At 61.0% G+C, this 17394-nt stretch carries 15 protein-coding genes; 1 reads left to right on the forward strand and 14 read right to left on the reverse strand.

The genetic code is table 11. The features are described 5' to 3' along the window. Positions 1-52: 52 nt before the first annotated feature. A complete protein-coding gene (locus PTZ19_RS12135; protein WP_276354750.1) occupies positions 53-2971 on the forward strand; it encodes an MMPL family transporter in 2919 nt (972 codons plus the stop codon). Positions 2972-3165: 194 nt separating this feature from the next. On the opposite strand, the gene PTZ19_RS12140 is transcribed toward PTZ19_RS12135, so the two are convergent. The 14 genes from PTZ19_RS12140 to PTZ19_RS12205 all read right to left on the reverse strand — a co-directional run bounded on the left by PTZ19_RS12140 (position 3166) and on the right by PTZ19_RS12205 (position 17257). Next, a complete protein-coding gene (locus PTZ19_RS12140) occupies positions 3166-3951 on the reverse strand; it encodes an ABC transporter permease (RefSeq protein WP_276354752.1) in 786 nt (261 codons plus the stop codon). Continuing rightward, positions 3929-4867, reverse strand: coding sequence for an ATP-binding cassette domain-containing protein (locus PTZ19_RS12145; RefSeq protein ID WP_276354754.1), 939 nt, complete (start codon positions 4865-4867; stop codon positions 3929-3931). Before PTZ19_RS12145 ends, PTZ19_RS12140 begins: the two co-directional genes overlap by 23 nt. An 86-nt stretch (positions 4868-4953) precedes the next feature. Then, positions 4954-5961 (reverse strand): HAMP domain-containing sensor histidine kinase, encoded by a 1008-nt coding sequence (locus PTZ19_RS12150; RefSeq protein WP_276354756.1) that lies wholly within the window; start codon positions 5959-5961, stop codon positions 4954-4956. Continuing rightward, the gene (locus PTZ19_RS12155; RefSeq protein WP_276354757.1) at positions 5958-6638 is read right to left on the reverse strand and encodes a response regulator transcription factor; all 681 of its coding nucleotides are present in this window, start codon (positions 6636-6638) and stop codon (positions 5958-5960) included. The genes PTZ19_RS12150 and PTZ19_RS12155 overlap by 4 nt, the downstream gene beginning before the upstream one ends. A 43-nt stretch (positions 6639-6681) precedes the next feature. Further along, positions 6682-7284 (reverse strand): hypothetical protein, encoded by a 603-nt coding sequence (locus PTZ19_RS12160; protein ID WP_276354758.1) that lies wholly within the window; start codon positions 7282-7284, stop codon positions 6682-6684. Positions 7285-7715: 431 nt separating this feature from the next. Beyond that, on the reverse strand, positions 7716-8681 hold the full coding sequence (locus PTZ19_RS12165) for an aldolase catalytic domain-containing protein (RefSeq protein WP_276354760.1): 966 nt from the start codon (positions 8679-8681) through the stop codon (positions 7716-7718). 107 nt (positions 8682-8788) lie between these two features. Further along, positions 8789-9067, reverse strand: a complete 279-nt coding sequence (locus PTZ19_RS12170; protein ID WP_276354761.1) for a HesB/YadR/YfhF family protein — start codon at positions 9065-9067, stop codon at positions 8789-8791. A gap of 113 nt (positions 9068-9180) precedes the next feature. After that, entirely contained in the window at positions 9181-10803 is a 1623-nt protein-coding gene (locus PTZ19_RS12175; protein ID WP_276354762.1) for a glycoside hydrolase family 9 protein, read from the reverse strand. Between the two features lie 466 nt (positions 10804-11269). Further along, on the reverse strand, positions 11270-11908 hold the full coding sequence (gene bshB2 / locus PTZ19_RS12180; RefSeq protein WP_276354764.1) for a bacillithiol biosynthesis deacetylase BshB2: 639 nt from the start codon (positions 11906-11908) through the stop codon (positions 11270-11272). A 16-nt stretch (positions 11909-11924) separates the two neighbouring features. Continuing rightward, positions 11925-12269 carry a YojF family protein gene (locus PTZ19_RS12185; RefSeq protein WP_276354765.1) on the reverse strand — a complete coding sequence of 115 codons (345 nt, stop codon included), beginning with the start codon at positions 12267-12269 and terminating at the stop codon, positions 11925-11927. A 26-nt stretch (positions 12270-12295) separates the two neighbouring features. Then, the gene (locus tag PTZ19_RS12190) at positions 12296-12880 is read right to left on the reverse strand and encodes a sulfite oxidase-like oxidoreductase (protein ID WP_276354766.1); all 585 of its coding nucleotides are present in this window, start codon (positions 12878-12880) and stop codon (positions 12296-12298) included. A 68-nt stretch (positions 12881-12948) separates the two neighbouring features. Continuing rightward, positions 12949-14241, reverse strand: coding sequence for an MFS transporter (locus PTZ19_RS12195; RefSeq protein ID WP_276354767.1), 1293 nt, complete (start codon positions 14239-14241; stop codon positions 12949-12951). Between the two features lie 39 nt (positions 14242-14280). After that, complete coding sequence (locus tag PTZ19_RS12200; protein WP_276354971.1) at positions 14281-15825, reverse strand: leucyl aminopeptidase; 1545 nt, start codon at positions 15823-15825, stop codon at positions 14281-14283. A gap of 49 nt (positions 15826-15874) precedes the next feature. After that, a complete protein-coding gene (locus tag PTZ19_RS12205) occupies positions 15875-17257 on the reverse strand; it encodes a two-component system sensor histidine kinase NtrB (protein WP_276354768.1) in 1383 nt (460 codons plus the stop codon). Positions 17258-17394 lie beyond the last annotated feature (137 nt).

Genomic DNA, 17394 nt, shown 5'->3' on the forward strand with positions numbered 1-17394 from the left:
CGGCGGCGCGTAAATGCGAGAGAGCCGGATGGATAGGAGGACTCATTCCCGCATGGACAAATGGATTCGCGTAACGTCGAAGCTGCGCTGGGCGCTGCTGGCCGTTTGGATCGCGCTGGCCGCCGCTTCGGCGCTGGCGCTGCCCGATTTGCAGGAGATCGTGAAGAAGACCGAACAGAAGTTTCTGCCGTCCGATTCGGAGTCGACGCAAGCCGTCAAGCTTCTGGATCAGATCAACCCGGACGCGAAAGCCGCTTCCGGCGCGGTGATCGTGCTCAGCCGCGACGGCGGCCTGCAGGACGGGGACACCGCCTGGCTGAACGAATTGCTGGACCGGATCGAACGGGACAAATCGCGGCTCGGCATCACGAGCGTACTATCGTCGCGGACGCAGCCCGACATGAAGGACAGCTTCCTGAGCAAGGACGGAACGACCGCCCTCGCCATGGTCAATTTGCCGAAGTCGGATTTGGACGACGCGACCTACGAGACGCTTAAACAATTGAAGGAGATGCTGAACCAAGCCCCTGCCGGGACGCATGCGGAGTTGACCGGGTCCGCCCCGATCACGCAGGAATTCCAGCAATCGTCGCAGGACGGGCTGAAAAAGACCGAAGCGCTGACCGTAGGCTTGGTGCTCGTTATTTTGCTCATCGTGTTCCGTTCGCCGGTCGCCCCCCTGATCCCGCTGGCGACGATCGGCATCAGCCTCGTCATCTCCCGCGGGCTGATCGCCCTGGCGACGGACTTAGGGCTGCCCGTCTCCAATTTCACGGAATCGTTCCTGATCGCCGTCCTGTTCGGGGCCGGCACGGACTATTGCATCCTGCTGATCCAGCGGTTCCGCGAAGAGCTTTCGAAAGACGGGGATAAGCTCGAGGCGATGACCCGCACCATGAAAGGCGTCGGCAAAACGATCGCATTCTCCGCCAGCACGGTGTTCGCCGCTTTCTTCCTGATCGGCTTCGCCCGCTTCGGCTTGTACCAATCCGCCGCCGGCGTCGCGATCGGCGTGGTCGTGACGCTGATCGCCGGCATGACGCTGGCTCCGGCGCTGCTCCTGCTGCTCGGCCGCGCGACGTATTGGCCGATGAAGGTCGGAGCCGGCCGCGGGCACGGGGAATCGCGGCTCTGGGGAGCCGCCGGCGCGCTGAGCGCCAAACGCGCTGGGCTCGTGATCTTGGTCGCGGCCGTCCTGCTCGCCCCGATTACCTTGCTGTTCAAGGGGCAGCGGTCCTTCGACGACGTGGCGGAAATCGATCCCGGCCTCGGTTCCGTCGTCGGGTTCCGCCAAGTCGAGAAAGCATTCGGTTCCGGGGAGGTATTCCCCGTTTCCATCGCGATCACGTCTTCCGCGTCCATGCGCAACCCGTCCTCCTTGGCCGCTCTGGAACAGGCAAGCGTGGACGTGCTCAAGGTGCCGGGGATCAAGGAAGTCCGCAACGCGGTCCGTCCGCTTGGGAAGCAGTTGACGGAATTGACCGTGCCCGACCAGCTCGGCAAAGCTTCGGACGCGATCGGCCAGCTCCAGGAAGGCGTCGACAAAGTCGGGAACGGGCTGGAGGAAGCCGGAAAGCAAATCGACGGCGGACGCTCCGACGTCGGAAAGTTGACCGACGGGTTGAAAGGCATGGCAGCCAAAACCGAAGAAGCCCGCCAAGGGGCGAATCGGCTTGAAGCCGGCTTACAGCAAAGCGCAGACGGAGCCTCGAAGCTGGCATCGGGCCTGCAGCAATCCAGCGGGGCTGCGGCTTCCATGAAAACCGATATCGACAAGCTGATCGAGGCGCATCCGGAATTGGCCCAAGATCCGAACCTGCTGGCGATCGCCGGCAAGCAGCAAGCTTTGGCCAAAGGGCTGTCATCGCTCGCCGCCGGGGCCGTCCCGCTCAGCCAGGGCCTGACCGGCATGGTGCCGGCCCTCCGCCAATTGGGCGACGGTATCGGCCAGCTGGCCCAAGGCCAACTGCAGGCTGCCGACGGCGTGACCGCCCTGCAGGACGGCTTAAACCGGCTGTCGGACGGCTTGAAGCAAGGCATGGACGGTTTGCGCCAAGTCAGCGGCGGCCTCGAGCAAGTCAAGACCGCCCAGGAAAACATCGCGGCGGAAGGCAAGCAGCAAATCGGCGGATGGGCGGTTCCGGCCGAAGCCTTGAACGACGATACGTTCAAACAGGCGCTGGATTACTACATTTCCGAAGACGGCAAAGTCGCCAAATTCGACATCATCTTAAGCAGCAACCCTTATTCCGGAGAAGCCATGGACACGGTGGAGAAAGCCGCCGCGGCGCTGCGCCAAAGCCTCGCCGTCTCCGCGATCCCGGACGCGAAAGCCTACGCGAGCGGGACGACGGCCCGGTACAACGAGCTGAGCGATATTTCCTTCCAGGACTTCATCCGCACGGGGCTGCTCGTGCTGGCGGGCATCGCGGTCGTGCTGATGCTGCTCCTGCGCTCCGTGCTGGCGCCGCTGTACGTGCTGTTGTCGCTCGGCTTCAACTATTTGATCACGATGGGCATCGAGGAGTACCTGTTCGTGAAGTTGCTCGGCTATCCCGGCCTTTCGTGGAACGTATCCTTCTTCGTCTTCCTGATCATCGTCGCCCTCGGCGTGGACTACAGCATCTTCCTGATGGCCCGTTTCAAGGAGGAACACCGCGCGGGCGCGGGCGTGAAAGCCGCCATGACCCGGGCGATGCAGACGACCGGCGGCGTCATCGTCTCCGCGGCCGTCATCATGGGCGGCACCTTCGGCGCGCTGGGCTTCTCCGGCGTCGTCACGCTGGTGCAGATCGGCGTCGCCACGCTGATCGGCCTGCTGCTCTACGCCGTGATTTTCATGGCGCTGGTGATCCCCTCCTTCGCCAATCTGCTGGGCGAAGCCAACTGGTGGCCGTTCCGCAGCAAGGATCCGGTACCCGGGCAGACGGGCGGCGCCTCCGCCGGAGCACCGTCGGCGGATTCGTTCTAGAACGGCGAGTCCAATTCAGGCAAATCGAAAGCCGCAATCCTTAGAGGACTGCGGCTTTTTTACGCTTTCGGTTTCCCGTGTGCGCTCCAGACCAACGCTCAATAATGGGCGGTCATAAGCAAAAATACGATTGCGACTACCAGGGCGCCAAGAATCCAAAAAATCCATCTCTTCATCGGGCGAGCAACCGCCTTTCAATGAATTTCTTTGCGACGGAACCGGCAAACGCCGAGCAGCGCGAATACCGCGATGGTCGCAATCGGCACGATCAGGCACAGCAGTACGCCTTCGCCGCTCATTTGAAACGCCGCCGTATCCGCAAACAGCTTAAACAGCGAATAATCGTACAACGATTTCAGCAGCGGAAAGTACCCGCTTAACGAGTTCAGAATTTGATCGACGAAGAGAAAAAACACGATCGAAACACCGATTGTTCGGCCGGCATCCGCCAGCCAAACGGCGATCCAGGCTGCAATGGAAGCATATCCCGCTCCGAACAACGCCGTAAATCCGAGAGTGCGCAGAGAATAGGCCAGCAGCGTGACGCCTTCTTGCCTGCCGAATCCGGCCAGCAATCCCAGCCCGTTCAGCAGGCATCCGAGGAGGATCGCCAGTACGGGTATGACGAGCGCCGCCGACACAACGCCAAGCGTATAGACGGCCAACTTGGACGCGTAAATCCACTCTCTGCCGCGTCCCGCGGACACGGAACGCTTGAGTACGCCTGCCGCATACTCCGATGCAATGAAGAATCCTGCCAGTACGCCGAGTAAGATTTTCAGCAGCAATTGGTTGATCGTGATGGCGTTGGCATACAGCTCCATGACGGTTAGAGTGACGGCGAACCCTCCATCCCGAAGCTGGCTGAAGCAGGCCACGGCTGCGTAAAGAAGGATCGTGACGGCCAGGAACAGGATCAGCGTCTGAAACGTATGATTCTTTCGCAATTTGAATCGTTCAGCCGCGAGCAATGGGCGCATGCGTTTCGCCTCCGATCCGCCGGACGTAATAGCTTTCCAATGACTCGCCCATCGGCATGAACTGCTCGATCTCAAGTCCCGCGGCCGCCAGCATCGCCGACCATTTGCCCGGGCGTTCTGCCGCCTCGTACAGCCGGATCGAACCATCCGGCAGCAGCTCGAAATCGGCCGTCCGCAGCTCTCGCCCGATCAACTCCACCGCCCGGGCGGGATCGTCCACCTTGATGTGCAAATACCGCCTGCATCGGGCATTCAATTGTTCCGCGGTCGACTCCTCCAGCAGCCGGCCTTGATGGATGATTCCGTAATGCGTCGCGAGCAGGTGAAGCTCGCTCAAAATGTGGCTGGAGATGACGATCGTCAAGCCGGTCTCGCGGTTCAGACGGCGGAGCAGTTCCCGCAGCTCGACCACGCTGACCGGATCCAAGCCGTTGGCCGGTTCGTCGAGAATCAGCAGCTCCGGCCGGCCCAACAGCGCGATCGCGAGGTCCAGGCGCTGCTTCATGCCCAGCGAAAATTGGCCCGCAGGCTTCCGGCCCGTATCCTGCAGTCCGACGATGTCGAGGGCATCCCGTACGGTTGACCGATCCGCGATGCCCTTCTGTAGCCGGTGAACCTCCAGGTTCTCCGCCGCGGTCATGGCCGGAAACAAAGCCGGGCGTTCGATTGTGATCCCGATCCGGGCCCTGGCCTCGTTCACCTGGCCGGCGTCCGTCTCACCGAACAGTTCTACCGTTCCGGACGTAGGAAACGTCAGCCCTCCCACGATTCGCATCAGCGTCGTTTTGCCCGCGCCGTTCTGCCCGATGAAGCCGTAAATGCTGCCGCGGCGCACCGACAAGTCCACCTGATCCAGCGCCGCTTGACTGCCGTATCGCTTGGTTAAACCTCGGGTCCGCATTACGAATGTTTCCATGTCAAAAAGGGCTCCTCCTTTCCTGTCTCGGCTACCATCATAGCCCGACCAGGTTAAAAACCGGGAGCCCATCGTTTAAAATCGGTTTAAATTTTGATTATCCGAACGGTCGTGCCGTTCTCGCCCGACTCGAATAACGCCTGCAGCTTCATCTCTTTCAACATGTACAAGGCGATCGAGAGTCCGATCCCGGCGCCCCGATCTTCCGAAGGCCCGCCCAAACCCGGACCATTGTCTTCGATCGCGAGCTCTTCACGCTCCACGTTCACGGCGATGCCGATATATCGGCCGTCCCGCGCGTGACGATGGATATTCTGGAACAGATTATCCAGCACGCGTCTCATCCATTGCGGGTCCACTTCCCAGACCAAGCCCGATTCCTCGGGCAATTCGGCCTCGATGCGGAACCCCGCGCTTTCAAACGCCGGGTACCAAGCGGCCGCGGCGGATCTGACGAGCCGGACCAGGTCCGTCGGCTCCGGGCGGTACGGATATTTGCCGGAGGTGAGCAGCGTGTAAGACAGCAAATCGTCGATCAGATCCCCGGCGTGGGTGATCGTGAGGTCCATCGCCTCAAGCGAACCGCGTCCCTCTGGGCTGAGCGGCTCTTTCCGCAACCTCGCGGCGTGCCCCCGAATGGCGGTCAGCGGAGTTCGCAAATCGTGCGATAAATTCGCGATCAGCCGGCGACGGAGCGACTCCTCCTCCTGCTCCCGACGGCGGCTGTCCTCCAATTGGCGGATCATGCGGTTGAACGAAGCTTCCAGCCGACCGATTTCGTCGAGCCGGTCGGTCCGGACGGATACGGGCTTCGGGAGACCGGACCCTTCGGAGGATACGGCCATCGCTTCCTGAAGGCGAACAAGCCGTTTGCGAAGGCGGTAGAAGAAAATCCAGGAAACGGCAATGAACGCCGCGACGACGAATCCGACGATGACGAACGTATTCCGTAAATGTTTTAGCGTTTCCGCGTCTGCGTGCCCCCTGGACGGGGCCACACCGACTGCCGTGAAGAGCAGGAGGATCGGGAGCAGTGCGGCAAGCAGAAAATGGACCTGCAAATACCGGCGGAATGGCGACCCGACCCGTTTCATCGTCTGATCCTGTACCCGATGCCCCGGATCGTCTCGATGATCTCCGGCGCGCCGGGGTCCTGTTCCAGCTTCTCGCGAAGATGGCGGATATGGACCATCAGCGCCTTGTCTCCATCCAGATAAGGCTCTCCCCAAACCGCTTCATAGATTTGCTCTTTCGTCAAAATCCGATTCGGATGGCGCAGGAAATACATCAGGATCTGAAATTGTTTCCCCGTTAGCACCACTTCTTCCCCCGAGCGTTCATCCAGCACCGTTTGGTCGGCCAAATCCACGAGGATATGCTGCCCAAGCTTCAGTCGTTCCGGCATGGCCGCCCCGCTGCGCCGAAGCAGCACTTCCACTCTCGCGGCCAGTTCGTCGGGATGAAACGGCTTGGTGACGTAATCGTCGGCGAATTGAAGCCCTTGCAGCTTGTCCTCGACCGCCGTCCGGGCGGACAGCAGCATAATGGGCACGGACGGCGCGGCTTTCTTCAGCCGCTGCCCGACGGTAAATCCGTCCAATCCCGGCAGCATGATATCGAGAATCACGACGTCATGCCCCGGCACTTCCCGTTCCGCGCCGTCGCCGGTAAGAAGCCAGGTGACCGCGTATCCCCGCTGCTCCAGCTCTTCCTGGACCCAACTGCCGATTTCTCGGTCGTCCTCGATATAGAGCACCTTTCTCGTTTTCATCGCGATGGCCTCCCGGTGCCGCAGTATCCCGCCGGTTGCCGGCTTACGGCGCCAGGCGCGCTTCCAGGTAACGAAGGAAGGCCGCCAGCTCCAAGTGCTGAATGGCTTCCAGCGCCTCTACGGCCGCCGTTTCGCCGATTCTGCCCACGGCGATTTCCACGGCATCCGTGAACAAATACGGATTCCAAATCCCCTGCCGGGCGATCGTCCGGATCGCTTCACCCGCGGGACCTCCCGGCAAACCACCTCCGGCTTGGGTCCATTCGGCCAGCCACTCCGACGCCCGGGCTTGCAAGCCATGATAGGCGGGATGGTCGCCCGCCGTCCGAAACCAGTATTTCGCGTTCCAGAAGTCGCCTTCGCGCCGGTGCAGAATGCCGTGCAACGCGGCTCCCGTCGGCGTCTCGAGTTCCTGGACGATGGCATGGGCGGGTTCCAGGCTGTCGTTCCATAGATGGAGCGCGGCTTTCCAGGCCAGCGCGGACAGCCGTCCGTCCGGATGATCGCCGGCCATGCGCTCTTCCGGCAAACCGGCGATTTCCGCGTCCAGCCCCGGATGCCAGGCATGTTCCGGAGCGAGCGGGGGCAGGCTTTTGCGGTTTTTCAAGGTTTCTACGATTTTGCCATACGGAGCGTCCGAACGCATTCGGCTCCTCCTCCATCGGGTCCGATTTGTTCCCAACATAACCCAAAAACCGGAATCTGTCGAGGTGGCGCGAATGGACGCAGCTGTAAAAATTTGTTCCGGACCGATATACGGAAAAGTCGTACATCGGCGTAAATTTTGCTGAAAAAGTGGTCAGTTATACGGAAATATCGGATAACGTCGGTCCAGTTGGGGAATTTCTGACGAGATGCACGGAAATATCGGACAACGGTACAACTCGGAATGTTGCAGATGAACCGGGACCCCGAATGTGAAGTGAAGCGCTACAGCAGCTTCCGATATTTCCGGGGGCCTCAAAAAGGAATCGGAATGTTAAAAACCGGGGCTCCGAGGATACCGCCTCCCGAAGTCAGACATTGTCTATCCCTCGGAAGCGCATGCCCGCGAAGCCCCGGCTTTACCTGCGGATCTTATTTCGGGTAAGTTTCCGGCGTGGTCATTTTATCGTAGAAATCCGTGTATTGATCCCGCTTGTCGGAAGCTCGCCATCCCATGGCCGACCGCGGATGCTCGTCGAGCATGCCCGTGATCATGTCGGGAATCAGATAGCCCCACTCTTCCTTCTCGCGCAGCTTGAGCATATGTTTCTCGATCATGCCGAGCACGGGCCGGACGTTGTACTCCGGCTTGTTCAGCTTGGCCAGCAGCAGCTCGGTCGGCGTGTTGCCGGCGGCGCGGCCCATCCCGAAGACGGAAGCGTCGAGCAGATCCACGCCCATCTGCATGGCCGCAAGCGTGTTGGCGAACGCCAGCTGCAGGTTGTTGTGCGTGTGTACGCCAAGCTTCTTGTCCTTCAAGGCGCGGCGGAACTTCTCGACCAGGAAACGGATGTCGTCCGGATCGAGGCTGCCGTAAGAGTCCACGACGTACACGTAGTCCACCGGGCTGTCGGCGATCATGGCCAGCGATTCGTTCAGCTCGTTGTCCATGACGTTGGACAGGGCCATGATGTTGATCGTCGTCTCGTAGCCGCGTCCGTGGAACAGCTTCACCAGCTCGACGGCCTTCTCCGTATCGCGGGCGTAGCAGGCGACGCGGATGAGGTCGAGCGGAGACTCGCCCTTGGGAAGCACGTCGGCTTCGTCGACGCGGCCGATGTCCACCAGCGCGGACAATTTCGTGCGCTTCTTCTCCGGAATGACCTTGCGCAGGAAATCGTCGTTCAGAAAACGCCACGGTCCTTCGCTACCGTCGCTTTTAAGCAGCCGGGGCGAGTTTTTGTATCCGATCTCCATATACTCGACGCCCGACTCGTTCAGCGAAGCATAGAGGTCCTGAACGAATTCGATGCTGAAGTCCCAGTTGTTGACGAGTCCGCCGTCGCGGACGGTGCAGTCGACGATTTGGCAGTGCATGCCGTGTTTGTAAGGGGTCATCCTATCGAGCTCCTTCGGTTCCGATCCCAACGGGGTACTGGAATGATATTGTATTAGTGTACAACATTCCATGCGGGATTGCTACCGATTGTCCGGCGGACGACCGCCTATTCCGTCAACGAAAAAACGATGTCTTCCCCCGCGCAGTCGATCCGAAGCCGCCGTCCTTCCAGGTACCAGACGTCCTTCCGTTCCATGAAGAAGGTCAGGGCGCCCGCCTGCGCGACCAGCGCGGCTTCCTGTGGCGTGTCCCGCGAAATGCCCAGCGCGAAAGGCTCCTCCCCTCCGCTGACATACCGGACGAATACGCGAATCGTTTCCCCGTCGTCGAAACCCCATTCGCTGCGGAAGCAATCCAGAGCGGCCGCCGTCACGGAGAGCTCCATGTCCCCTTCCCCCGATCCTGATCATGGAATGCGAATGCGCTTGCACCCTCATCATACGCTTATCCGGCGCAATTTGGAAGAATCGACGTTACCGTGCCGGGCGGCGCGGCGAATCAGCCTTCGAAGCAGGCCGACACGAAAACGGCGGGCGAATTCCAATAAATCGTCATTTCGTTGGTCGAATAGCTGTCCCGGTCGTCCACGAAGCAGAGCGCGGGAGGCCGGCCCTGCAGCTCCCGTTTCGCGGCTTCGTCCTGCAGGTTCCGGTTCGGACCGCCGGCCACCATGCCCGGCACCGGATCCTCGATTCCGTCGCCGACGGACGGCCGGTGATGCGGATGCCTCACCGCGCGGGCGCCGATCCCGGTCACGTAGCTGAGGCCCAGCGGATTTACGCCGAGCAGGTAATCCCAGTGGTTCCGCGCGGCGTCTTCGTATGCGGAATCGCCCGAGAATTTCGAAGCGAAGATCAGATGCATGGCCTGATTCATCAGCACCATGTTGCTGCCCCATATGTACTGGTCCGGCGTCAAGGAGATCCGGTAGCCCCCGCGGTCGCAGCGGGCTTTGAGCTCATCCGCCCGATCCATCCAGCCGCGCAGCAGCCGGTCTCGGATATCGGCGCCGATCCGGCCGGATTCCGTCAGCAAAACCGCCAGCGTGCCGTACCCGCCCACGTCCGCCCATCCAAGCTCGTAAAGCGGAAACCTCGCCGACTCGAAAGCCGAACGAAAAGCATCGCGGTACACGTCCCGACCGGTTGTCCGAAACAGCTCGGCGGCGGCCCAATACGCTTCGTCATCCGTCGTTTCGTCGCCGTATTCGCCGGTATGGATGTCCGCCGGATTGCGGAATCCCGTCCGATCCGGCGCCGCTTCCAGCCACTCCCACGCCCGGACCGCCGCTTCCAGGCAAGTATCCGAGAATCCGGCGTCATATGCCCGGAAAGCCCGGGCCGCCATGGCCATGGAAGCGGCGAACGCGCCCGCCGCCGCCGCGGATACGGGCGAGAACACGAGCTCGGCCGCATCGTCCTCCGGCATGGCGTCAAGCGCCGGGAACCGTTCGGTCGTGACTTTATGGAACACGGATCCGTCGGGACGCTGCATCCGCAGCAGGAATTCCAGCTCGTAGCGGACCTCGTTCAGCAGATCCGGCACGCCGTTTCCCGATTCCGGAATCCCGATCGTCCGCCCGAACGCGGCCGGGAACGTCTCGAACGCCAGCAGCAAGTCGGCTGCGGCTTTGGCCGCGGCCACCGTGTATTTGCCGTAGTCCCCCGCGTCGTGCCAGCCGCCGGTTTGGGGAAGCATGACCTCCTCTTCGCCGTGAACGCGCGCCAATCCCAAATGACACGCCTTGTGCGTCCAGACGCCCGCGTACGGAGCCTCGAGCTCCATGCCGCAGCGTTGGAAATAGAAGCATTTCAGCAACGCGTCCGTCACGCTCCGATAAGCTTGGGCGTCCACCCGGAAAGGCAGCGATTCCCCCGCCCCCGGGACGAATACCCGGTACGTTCCCTCCTCGCGAAGCGAACTGAAATCCCCTTCATACACGCCCTCTCCGCTGGCCTCGTCCGCAGCCGGACCGGCCAATTCGCCGGCGTAAACCGCTTGGCCGCCCGCCTCGCGGCGGATCTCGAAGCGTCCGCCCGCGCAAGCGGCAACGAACCGTTTCGAATCCGTTAGCCGATAGCCGGCTTGATTCACACGGATCCGCGGATCCTCCCTCTCCATGCGGCGTCTCCTCCTTCTTCCCCGATCGGCTTCACATGCCACTCCCGCAATACACGTTCCGCCTTTTTTCCGAAAATGTCAAATCCCGTATTTCGGGCCGCTTCTCCGATCGGATACAGGTTCACGCTTCAATCCCACCAGAAGCAACCGGCCAACCACGGCTCGTTCCAGAACGCGCGCAGCGCGGAAGCGTAGAAATTCTCTGCTCCTCCTCGTCGAACGGCAATCGGAATTCGGAGCCGTCAGGCCATGAAAGAAGGCGATTCCCCTTCGCGGGAAATCGCTCGGCCATCATGCTGGTGTGCGGTATTCAAGTTTGGCTATCAATGTAAACCCGTTTCGAATTAAGAAAAACTTCTATCGATGTCTTTCAAAGATGAGCGACCGCGTTGAGAGGAAGTTTTTCCGGGTACAAAAAGTTTTTTCGCTCTTTATCGCTTTAGCGAACTTAAACTTTCTGTAACGTTCAAGAAAACTTGTACGTATAGAAAGACTCCGTGCCGAACCGGTCCTCCAGCTCTGTCGGGGACAGCTTCGGGATTTGGAATTGGGAGCGGTGCGCCTGAATGGAGCCCAGCTTCTGTTTCAGGAAAGGCCGGACGTCCACCTTCACGTCCGGCAGGCCGATCGCTTCCTCGCGGTTTTTGGAGAACGCGATGCAGCGGACGATCGGCCTTCTTTCCTGCGCAAGACGGGCGATCGTGCGGATGACGGCGGCCCCGGTGGCGTCATGGTCGGGGTGAACCGCATATCCGGGATAGAACGTGTACACCGTCCCGGGCCGAACTTCCTCCAGCAGTTCCAGGATGCGGGCGTCCAGCTTGTCCTTGTCTTCGAATTCGATCGTTTTGTCGTGATAGCCCATCAGCCGCAAATCCTGGATGCCGATCGTCCGGCAGGACTCTTCCAGCTCCAGCTTGCGGAATCGCGGAAGCGTGACGCGGTTCGCGAAGGGCGGCACGCCCATGTTGCGCCCCATTTCCCCCAGCGTCAGGCAGGCATAGGTTACCCGGGCGCCTTCGCGGATCGATTTGGCCAGCGTGCCCGACAGGCCGAATGCTTCGTCGTCCGGATGCGGCAGGATGACTAAAATGTTGTTCGCCATGGCGGATTCCCCCTCCTCAGAACGGTTGGCGGCTTAACTGCAGCGCGACCACGAGCTTGCCCTGCGCGTCATGTCCCGCCAAAATCAGCCGTTCCGTATCGTTCTCGTCCCAATGCGTAAGGCCTTCCGAGTACACCCAGCCGTTTTCCGTTTTCAAGCCCACCCGGTAAGGTCCCGCTCCCTCGATGGAACCGTGGGCATAACGAATCCGCGCGTTGGTAATGAACGTCGCGGAAGGATGCTTCGAGCTGTCGTTGTGGGCGGCGTACGCCCCGGACGTCATTTCGAGATGGATGAAAACGTCTTGATCCCGCAAGGCGTTGAGCCTGATCTGGACCTGGACGGGATGGATCAATTGCATGTCGTTACCTCCAGTAGCGTCAGCTTTTAATCGAAATCGTATCTTTGTTCGCGCCATGGGTCTCCGTACATGTGGTAACCGTTCCGCTCCCAGAAGCCCGGCTTATCGGCCGCCGTGAACTCGATGCCGCGCAGCCATTTGGCGCTTTTCCAGAAGTAGAGGTGCGGCACGACCATACGGACGGGAAACCCATGCTCCGGCGTGAGCGGCTCCCCACCGAACTTGACGGCTAAGAACGAGGTGTCCCGCATGAAATCCTCCAGCGGCAAATTCGTCGTAAAGCCGTGCTCGGCGTGCAGCATCACGAACTTCGCCTCCGGCTTCGGCCGCACCCGCTCGAGCAGCGCGGACACGGCGACGCCTTCCCACTCGTTGTCCAGCCGGGACCAAGCCGTGACGCAATGGATGTCGTTGCGGAACGTCCGGCGAGGCAGCGCCATGAATTCCTCGTACGACCATTCCCCCTCCTGTTCCACGAGCCCGAAAACGCGCAAATTCCATTGCCCGAGGTCCCGGTAATCCGGCACTTCCCCCTCGTGCAGCACGGGGAAGCTTGTCGTCACCCGTTGTCCGGGCGGCACCCGGTTCAATTGCAAATCCGATGCGTTCATGGCATCTTTCACGCTCCTTGTCCGATCTTCGCATGAGGCTTCCTTCGCGAAGCCAACTCGATCCATCATCATCCTTCCCGGACGGCGGGGCGTTTGATCCGGAAAAACAACGGCGCCGCGCCGACGGCGAGCGCGAGCAGGAGCGTCCCCGTCCCCGCGGCAAGTCCGTATCGCAGCAGCCAAACCGGGCCGTCCGCGGACGCTTTAAACAGCCAGCCCCCGATCAGCGGACCGAGAAATCCCGCAAGACCCGTCAGCCCGTTGAATACCGCCACGTACATCGGACGTTCCGATTTCGGGGAATCGCCGATCAGGAAATTGAATGCCAACAGGTTGTAACCCCCGAGCCCGATCCCAAGCAACACATGAACCAGAATCAACACCGGCAGGACCGGCAGCGCGGCCATGCCGATCCAAGCGAAGCAGGAAGCCCCGATCAGCGGAAACGTCCACAGCAGCAACTTGCGGGCGGGATAACGGCCGTTGGCGACGCCCCAATAATAGTAGCTGATCATCATGACCACGTTTTGCAGCATCGTGATCAAGGTCACTTCGCTGTAGTTCAGCTGGAGGACGTTCAGCATCGAGTAGGAAAACAGCGGGACGATGACGTTTTGAAGCAGCAGGAACAAAGAAATGAACCCCGACGCCGAGATGAATGCTTGGTCCGCGAACGGCCGCAGCAGCGTACCGAAGGAGGCGCCTTTAGACGACGGTTCGAACGGCGGGTTCGGATAACGGGCGAGCTCCCAGCCGTTCCACAGAATGCACAGCCCGCTGATGGCGAACAGCACAGCGAAGCCGGCGCTTCCCGGCAGCCATTCCATGATTTGGCCTCCGGCCAGAAGGGTGACGCACACGACCGCGAAATGGACCATATTGCGGATGCCGAAGTACTTGCCCCTCACGGACGGAGGGACGGCATCCGAAATCAGGGACGTCCAGACGATGTTGCAAATTTGCGCCGAGGCGTAAGAAACCAGAAAAAGCGATATATACAGCGGCGCCCAGGCCGCCTTGGGGAACAACAAAGGAATGAGACCCGTGGCAACCCACAAGATGCGATGGCAGACGGCGAAAACCAAGACGAGCCGCCGGCGGTTCCGCCATCTTTGCATCGCGAAAGCGATGAAAACTTGAACGAGCAGCGTGAAGGACGGAATCGCGAGCGTAAGCCCGATTTGCGTGGAAGAGAAGCCCAAAAACAGCAAAAACGCCGTTTGCAGCGGTCCGCCCAGCAAATTGCCGATGATGACGGCGGGAATGCCTTCCATCAGCATGACCCGCAAGCCTCTGCGCTGCTCGGAAACGCTGCGCCGCGAAAGAAGCGCACGGCCGAAGCCCGGTTTCCGGTCTCCCATGACGTTTTCCCCCATGAAGCCTTCGGCTCCGATCTTGCGTTAACTTTCGGCCTCGGATACCCCTTGCAAATATTCCAGCAGCGTACGCACCATGACGCCCGTTCCCCCTTTGGGCTCGAGGTCGCGGTCCTCCCACATCCAGGCGGTTCCCCCGATGTCGAGATGGACCCATGGGCGCTCTTCGGCGAAGGAGCCGATGAACAGGCCGCCCGCGATCGCTCCGCCCCAGGCGCCGCCGTGATTTTTCAAGTCGGCGACGGAGCTGCGCAGCATTCGGCGGTATTCCGGGTGGGCGGGCAGCGGCCAGACGTATTCGCCCGCTCGCTCCGAAGCCCGGATTACGGCTTGCAGCAATGCTTCGTCGTTCGTAATGGCCCCCGTCGTCACGTCTCCCAGCGCATGCATGACGGCCCCCGTCAAGGTGGCCACGTCGATCAGTTCGTCCGCGCCCTCCCGAATCGCGGTCGTGAGCCCGTCGCCCAGCACGATCCGGCCTTCCGCGTCGGTATTCAGCACTTCCACGGTTTTTCCGCCGTACATGGCGATGACGTCCCCGGGCTTATAGGCGCTTCCGGACGGCATGTTCTCGACCGCCGGCACGACCGCCACGACGTTCGCCGGAATCCGGCGAAGCGCCAGTCCCCGCATGACGCCGAAGACGGCCGCCGCTCCGCCCATGTCGGAGATGAACTCCTCCATGCCGGCGCCGGGTTTGAGGCTGATGCCTCCGGCATCGAACGTCACGCCTTTGCCGATCAGACCGGTCGTGCGGCCGGACCCCGGATTGCCCCGATACCGGAGCACGATCATCCGGGGCGGGTTGGCGCTCCCCTGTCCGACGGCGAGCAGTCCGCCCATGCCTTCGTCGGCCGCTTCCTTCTCGTCGTAAATCCGGCATTCCAAGCTTCCGTACCTGCTCGCCAGCAACGAGGCCTCCTCGGCGAATTTCGCCGGCGTCAGCCGATTGCTGGGCACGTTGGTCAGCTCGCGCGCGTAGCAGACGGCATCCGCCGTATGGACGCCGGTCAGGAACCCGCGATCCCAGTCCGGACCGTCCTCCTTCCGTTCCAGCACGAACCGCAAGTCCCACGTCGGGAGCTCGCGCTTCTCTCCCGCATAGGTCCGTTTCCGATAAGCGCCGAGCAGCAATCCTTCCGCGCAAAGGGCTGCCGCCGCCCCCGCGCCGATCGCCCGGACCGCCGAGGACGGAACGTTCCATTTCATGGAGGAAACCTTGAGCCCGGCCGCCGCTTTCCCGATTCCCCCGGCGGCGATCCGGATCCCCTTCGGCGTCGGCTCGCCCAGCGGGCAGAAGGCGTAAATCGCGTATTTCTCCGGCAGCAAACCGAGCGTCGGCACAACTTCCGTAACGCCCGGCGAAGCTTCGAAAGCCCCGCGACGGAATAAGTCGCGGAGCGTCTCGTCCAAAGCCGGGTGAAGCAGCAACCCGCCGCCCTCGAGCGATTCCGAATCCACCATCGCGACGACGGCTTCAGCCGTTTTCCCGATCCGGTCCTCGACGTCCATCGGGTCCACCGTCCACTGCAGCTGCCAGCCCGGCCAAAGCATCGACTCTATGTCCATTCGTTCCACGAAACCCATCCCACCTGGTACCGACTGATTTACCCCGATTTTACTCTTTTCCGTCGGTGCAAGGCAAATAGATCATGAATTCGGTGCCCTCGCCCAGTTGGCTTTCGACATGGATGGTGCCGCCGTGGTTATTGATGATCCGGTAGCTGACCGACAGTCCGAGGCCCGTTCCCGCTTCCTTGGTCGTGAAGAAAGGATCGAACAGCCGGCTCAGCGTCATCCGGTCCATTCCCTTGCCGTTGTCGCGGATCGAGATCAGCGCGAACTTGCCTTCCCGCCGGGCCGACACGTCGATCCGCCCTTTGCGGCCGTCCCCGACCTCGTGGATCGCGTCCATCGCGTTCTTGATGATGTTCAGCAGCACCTGCTTGATCTGCTTGACGTCGATCGCGACGGTCAGGTACGGGTCGAAAATCTCGCAGTTGAGCTCGCAATCCTTCATGTGCGCCTCGCTCTCGGAAAGCAGGATCATTTCCTTGAGCAGCAATCCGACCAATACGGTCTGTTTCATGGGGGCGGTCGGCTTGGAGGAATTGAGGAACTCGTAGATGATGTCGTTCGCCCGGTCGATCTCGGACAGGATGATCTTGGCGTAATCCTGTTTGCCGATTTCCTTCAAATAAGGCAGCAGAAGTTGGATGAACCCCCGGATGGAGGTGAGCGGGTTGCGGATTTCATGCGCGATGGCCGCGGCGATTTTGCCGAGCATCGCGAGCTTGTCGTTCTGGAACGCCGCCTGTTCGATCTGCTTGTACTCCGAAACGTCCTTCACGCTGACGAGATAGTCCCCGTCAAGTTCTTCGGATTGCGAGACGCCCACGAGAAATATCCGGCCGTCCGCGTCCTGGAATTCTCCGTGGAACCGGTGGTACCGGTTCATCTCCCTCAACATGTGCAGGATGAATTTCCGCGTCTTCGGCGCCAGATGCGGGTGCAGCAGCAACTGCCGCATCGTGCAGCCGATCAGCGAACGGCGAGGAGCCTGCAGGAATCTCGACATCTGCACGTTCAGGAAACGTAGGTTGCCCGCCTCGTCGAACAGCGCCACTCCGCTGTCCATATGCTGAAGGACGGTCTCGAATTTGTTAGGCGGGCTTTCCTCGGCGATCGGCACGGCTTGGATGGCGGCGGTCAAATCCGGTTTGGCTTCCGGCTCCCGGGCGGCAGCCTCTTCCGGCACCCGGTAGGCGATCAGCATTTCCGTCAAAAACAAAAGAGACCGATGAGCGAGCGTCATCCGGTCTTCTGGGTCGGCGAAAGAAAACAAAAAGCGCACGCTTTCTTCATGGTGCTTCAGTATTTCGTCCTGGTTCGCGCCGTACAATTCCCTTCGCAGCTCTTCCGTGCTGCGGAGAAAATCCGTTCCTCCCGTGCGGACGAATTCCGCGAGGGACGGAAAATAATGCGTTTTCCAAGCTTCCATGAAGCCTGTTCCTCCCGTCGTCAAGAAGCAGCATCCAGCCTGCGGAAATTACATCCATCATAGTCAGGATTCGATGGGCTGTCAATCCGAGATCCTGTCGAACGGTTGTCGAATCCTGCGGCCTCCGGCAAACCCGG

It is taken from the genome of Cohnella caldifontis, from assembly GCF_029360585.1.
Lineage (GTDB): Bacteria > Bacillota > Bacilli > Paenibacillales > Paenibacillaceae > Cohnella > Cohnella caldifontis.

Coding starts and splice junctions, on each gene's coding strand:
- PTZ19_RS12140 (WP_276354752.1), bottom strand. CDS start 3,951: ATGCGCCCATTGCTCGCGGCTGAACGATTCAAATTGCGAAAGAATCAT.
- PTZ19_RS12175 (WP_276354762.1), bottom strand. CDS start 10,803: ATGGAGAGGGAGGATCCGCGGATCCGTGTGAATCAAGCCGGCTATCGG.
- bshB2 (WP_276354764.1), bottom strand. CDS start 11,908: ATGGCGAACAACATTTTAGTCATCCTGCCGCATCCGGACGACGAAGCA.
- PTZ19_RS12170 (WP_276354761.1), bottom strand. CDS start 9,067: ATGGAGCTCTCCGTGACGGCGGCCGCTCTGGATTGCTTCCGCAGCGAA.
- PTZ19_RS12205 (WP_276354768.1), bottom strand. CDS start 17,257: ATGGAAGCTTGGAAAACGCATTATTTTCCGTCCCTCGCGGAATTCGTC.
- PTZ19_RS12190 (WP_276354766.1), bottom strand. CDS start 12,880: ATGAACGCATCGGATTTGCAATTGAACCGGGTGCCGCCCGGACAACGG.
- PTZ19_RS12135 (WP_276354750.1), top strand. CDS start 53: ATGGACAAATGGATTCGCGTAACGTCGAAGCTGCGCTGGGCGCTGCTG.
- PTZ19_RS12150 (WP_276354756.1), bottom strand. CDS start 5,961: ATGAAACGGGTCGGGTCGCCATTCCGCCGGTATTTGCAGGTCCATTTT.
- PTZ19_RS12155 (WP_276354757.1), bottom strand. CDS start 6,638: ATGAAAACGAGAAAGGTGCTCTATATCGAGGACGACCGAGAAATCGGC.
- PTZ19_RS12145 (WP_276354754.1), bottom strand. CDS start 4,867: ATGGAAACATTCGTAATGCGGACCCGAGGTTTAACCAAGCGATACGGC.
- PTZ19_RS12165 (WP_276354760.1), bottom strand. CDS start 8,681: ATGACCCCTTACAAACACGGCATGCACTGCCAAATCGTCGACTGCACC.
- PTZ19_RS12200 (WP_276354971.1), bottom strand. CDS start 15,825: ATGGACATAGAGTCGATGCTTTGGCCGGGCTGGCAGCTGCAGTGGACG.
- PTZ19_RS12160 (WP_276354758.1), bottom strand. CDS start 7,284: ATGCGTTCGGACGCTCCGTATGGCAAAATCGTAGAAACCTTGAAAAAC.
- PTZ19_RS12185 (WP_276354765.1), bottom strand. CDS start 12,269: ATGCAATTGATCCATCCCGTCCAGGTCCAGATCAGGCTCAACGCCTTG.
- PTZ19_RS12195 (WP_276354767.1), bottom strand. CDS start 14,241: ATGGGAGACCGGAAACCGGGCTTCGGCCGTGCGCTTCTTTCGCGGCGC.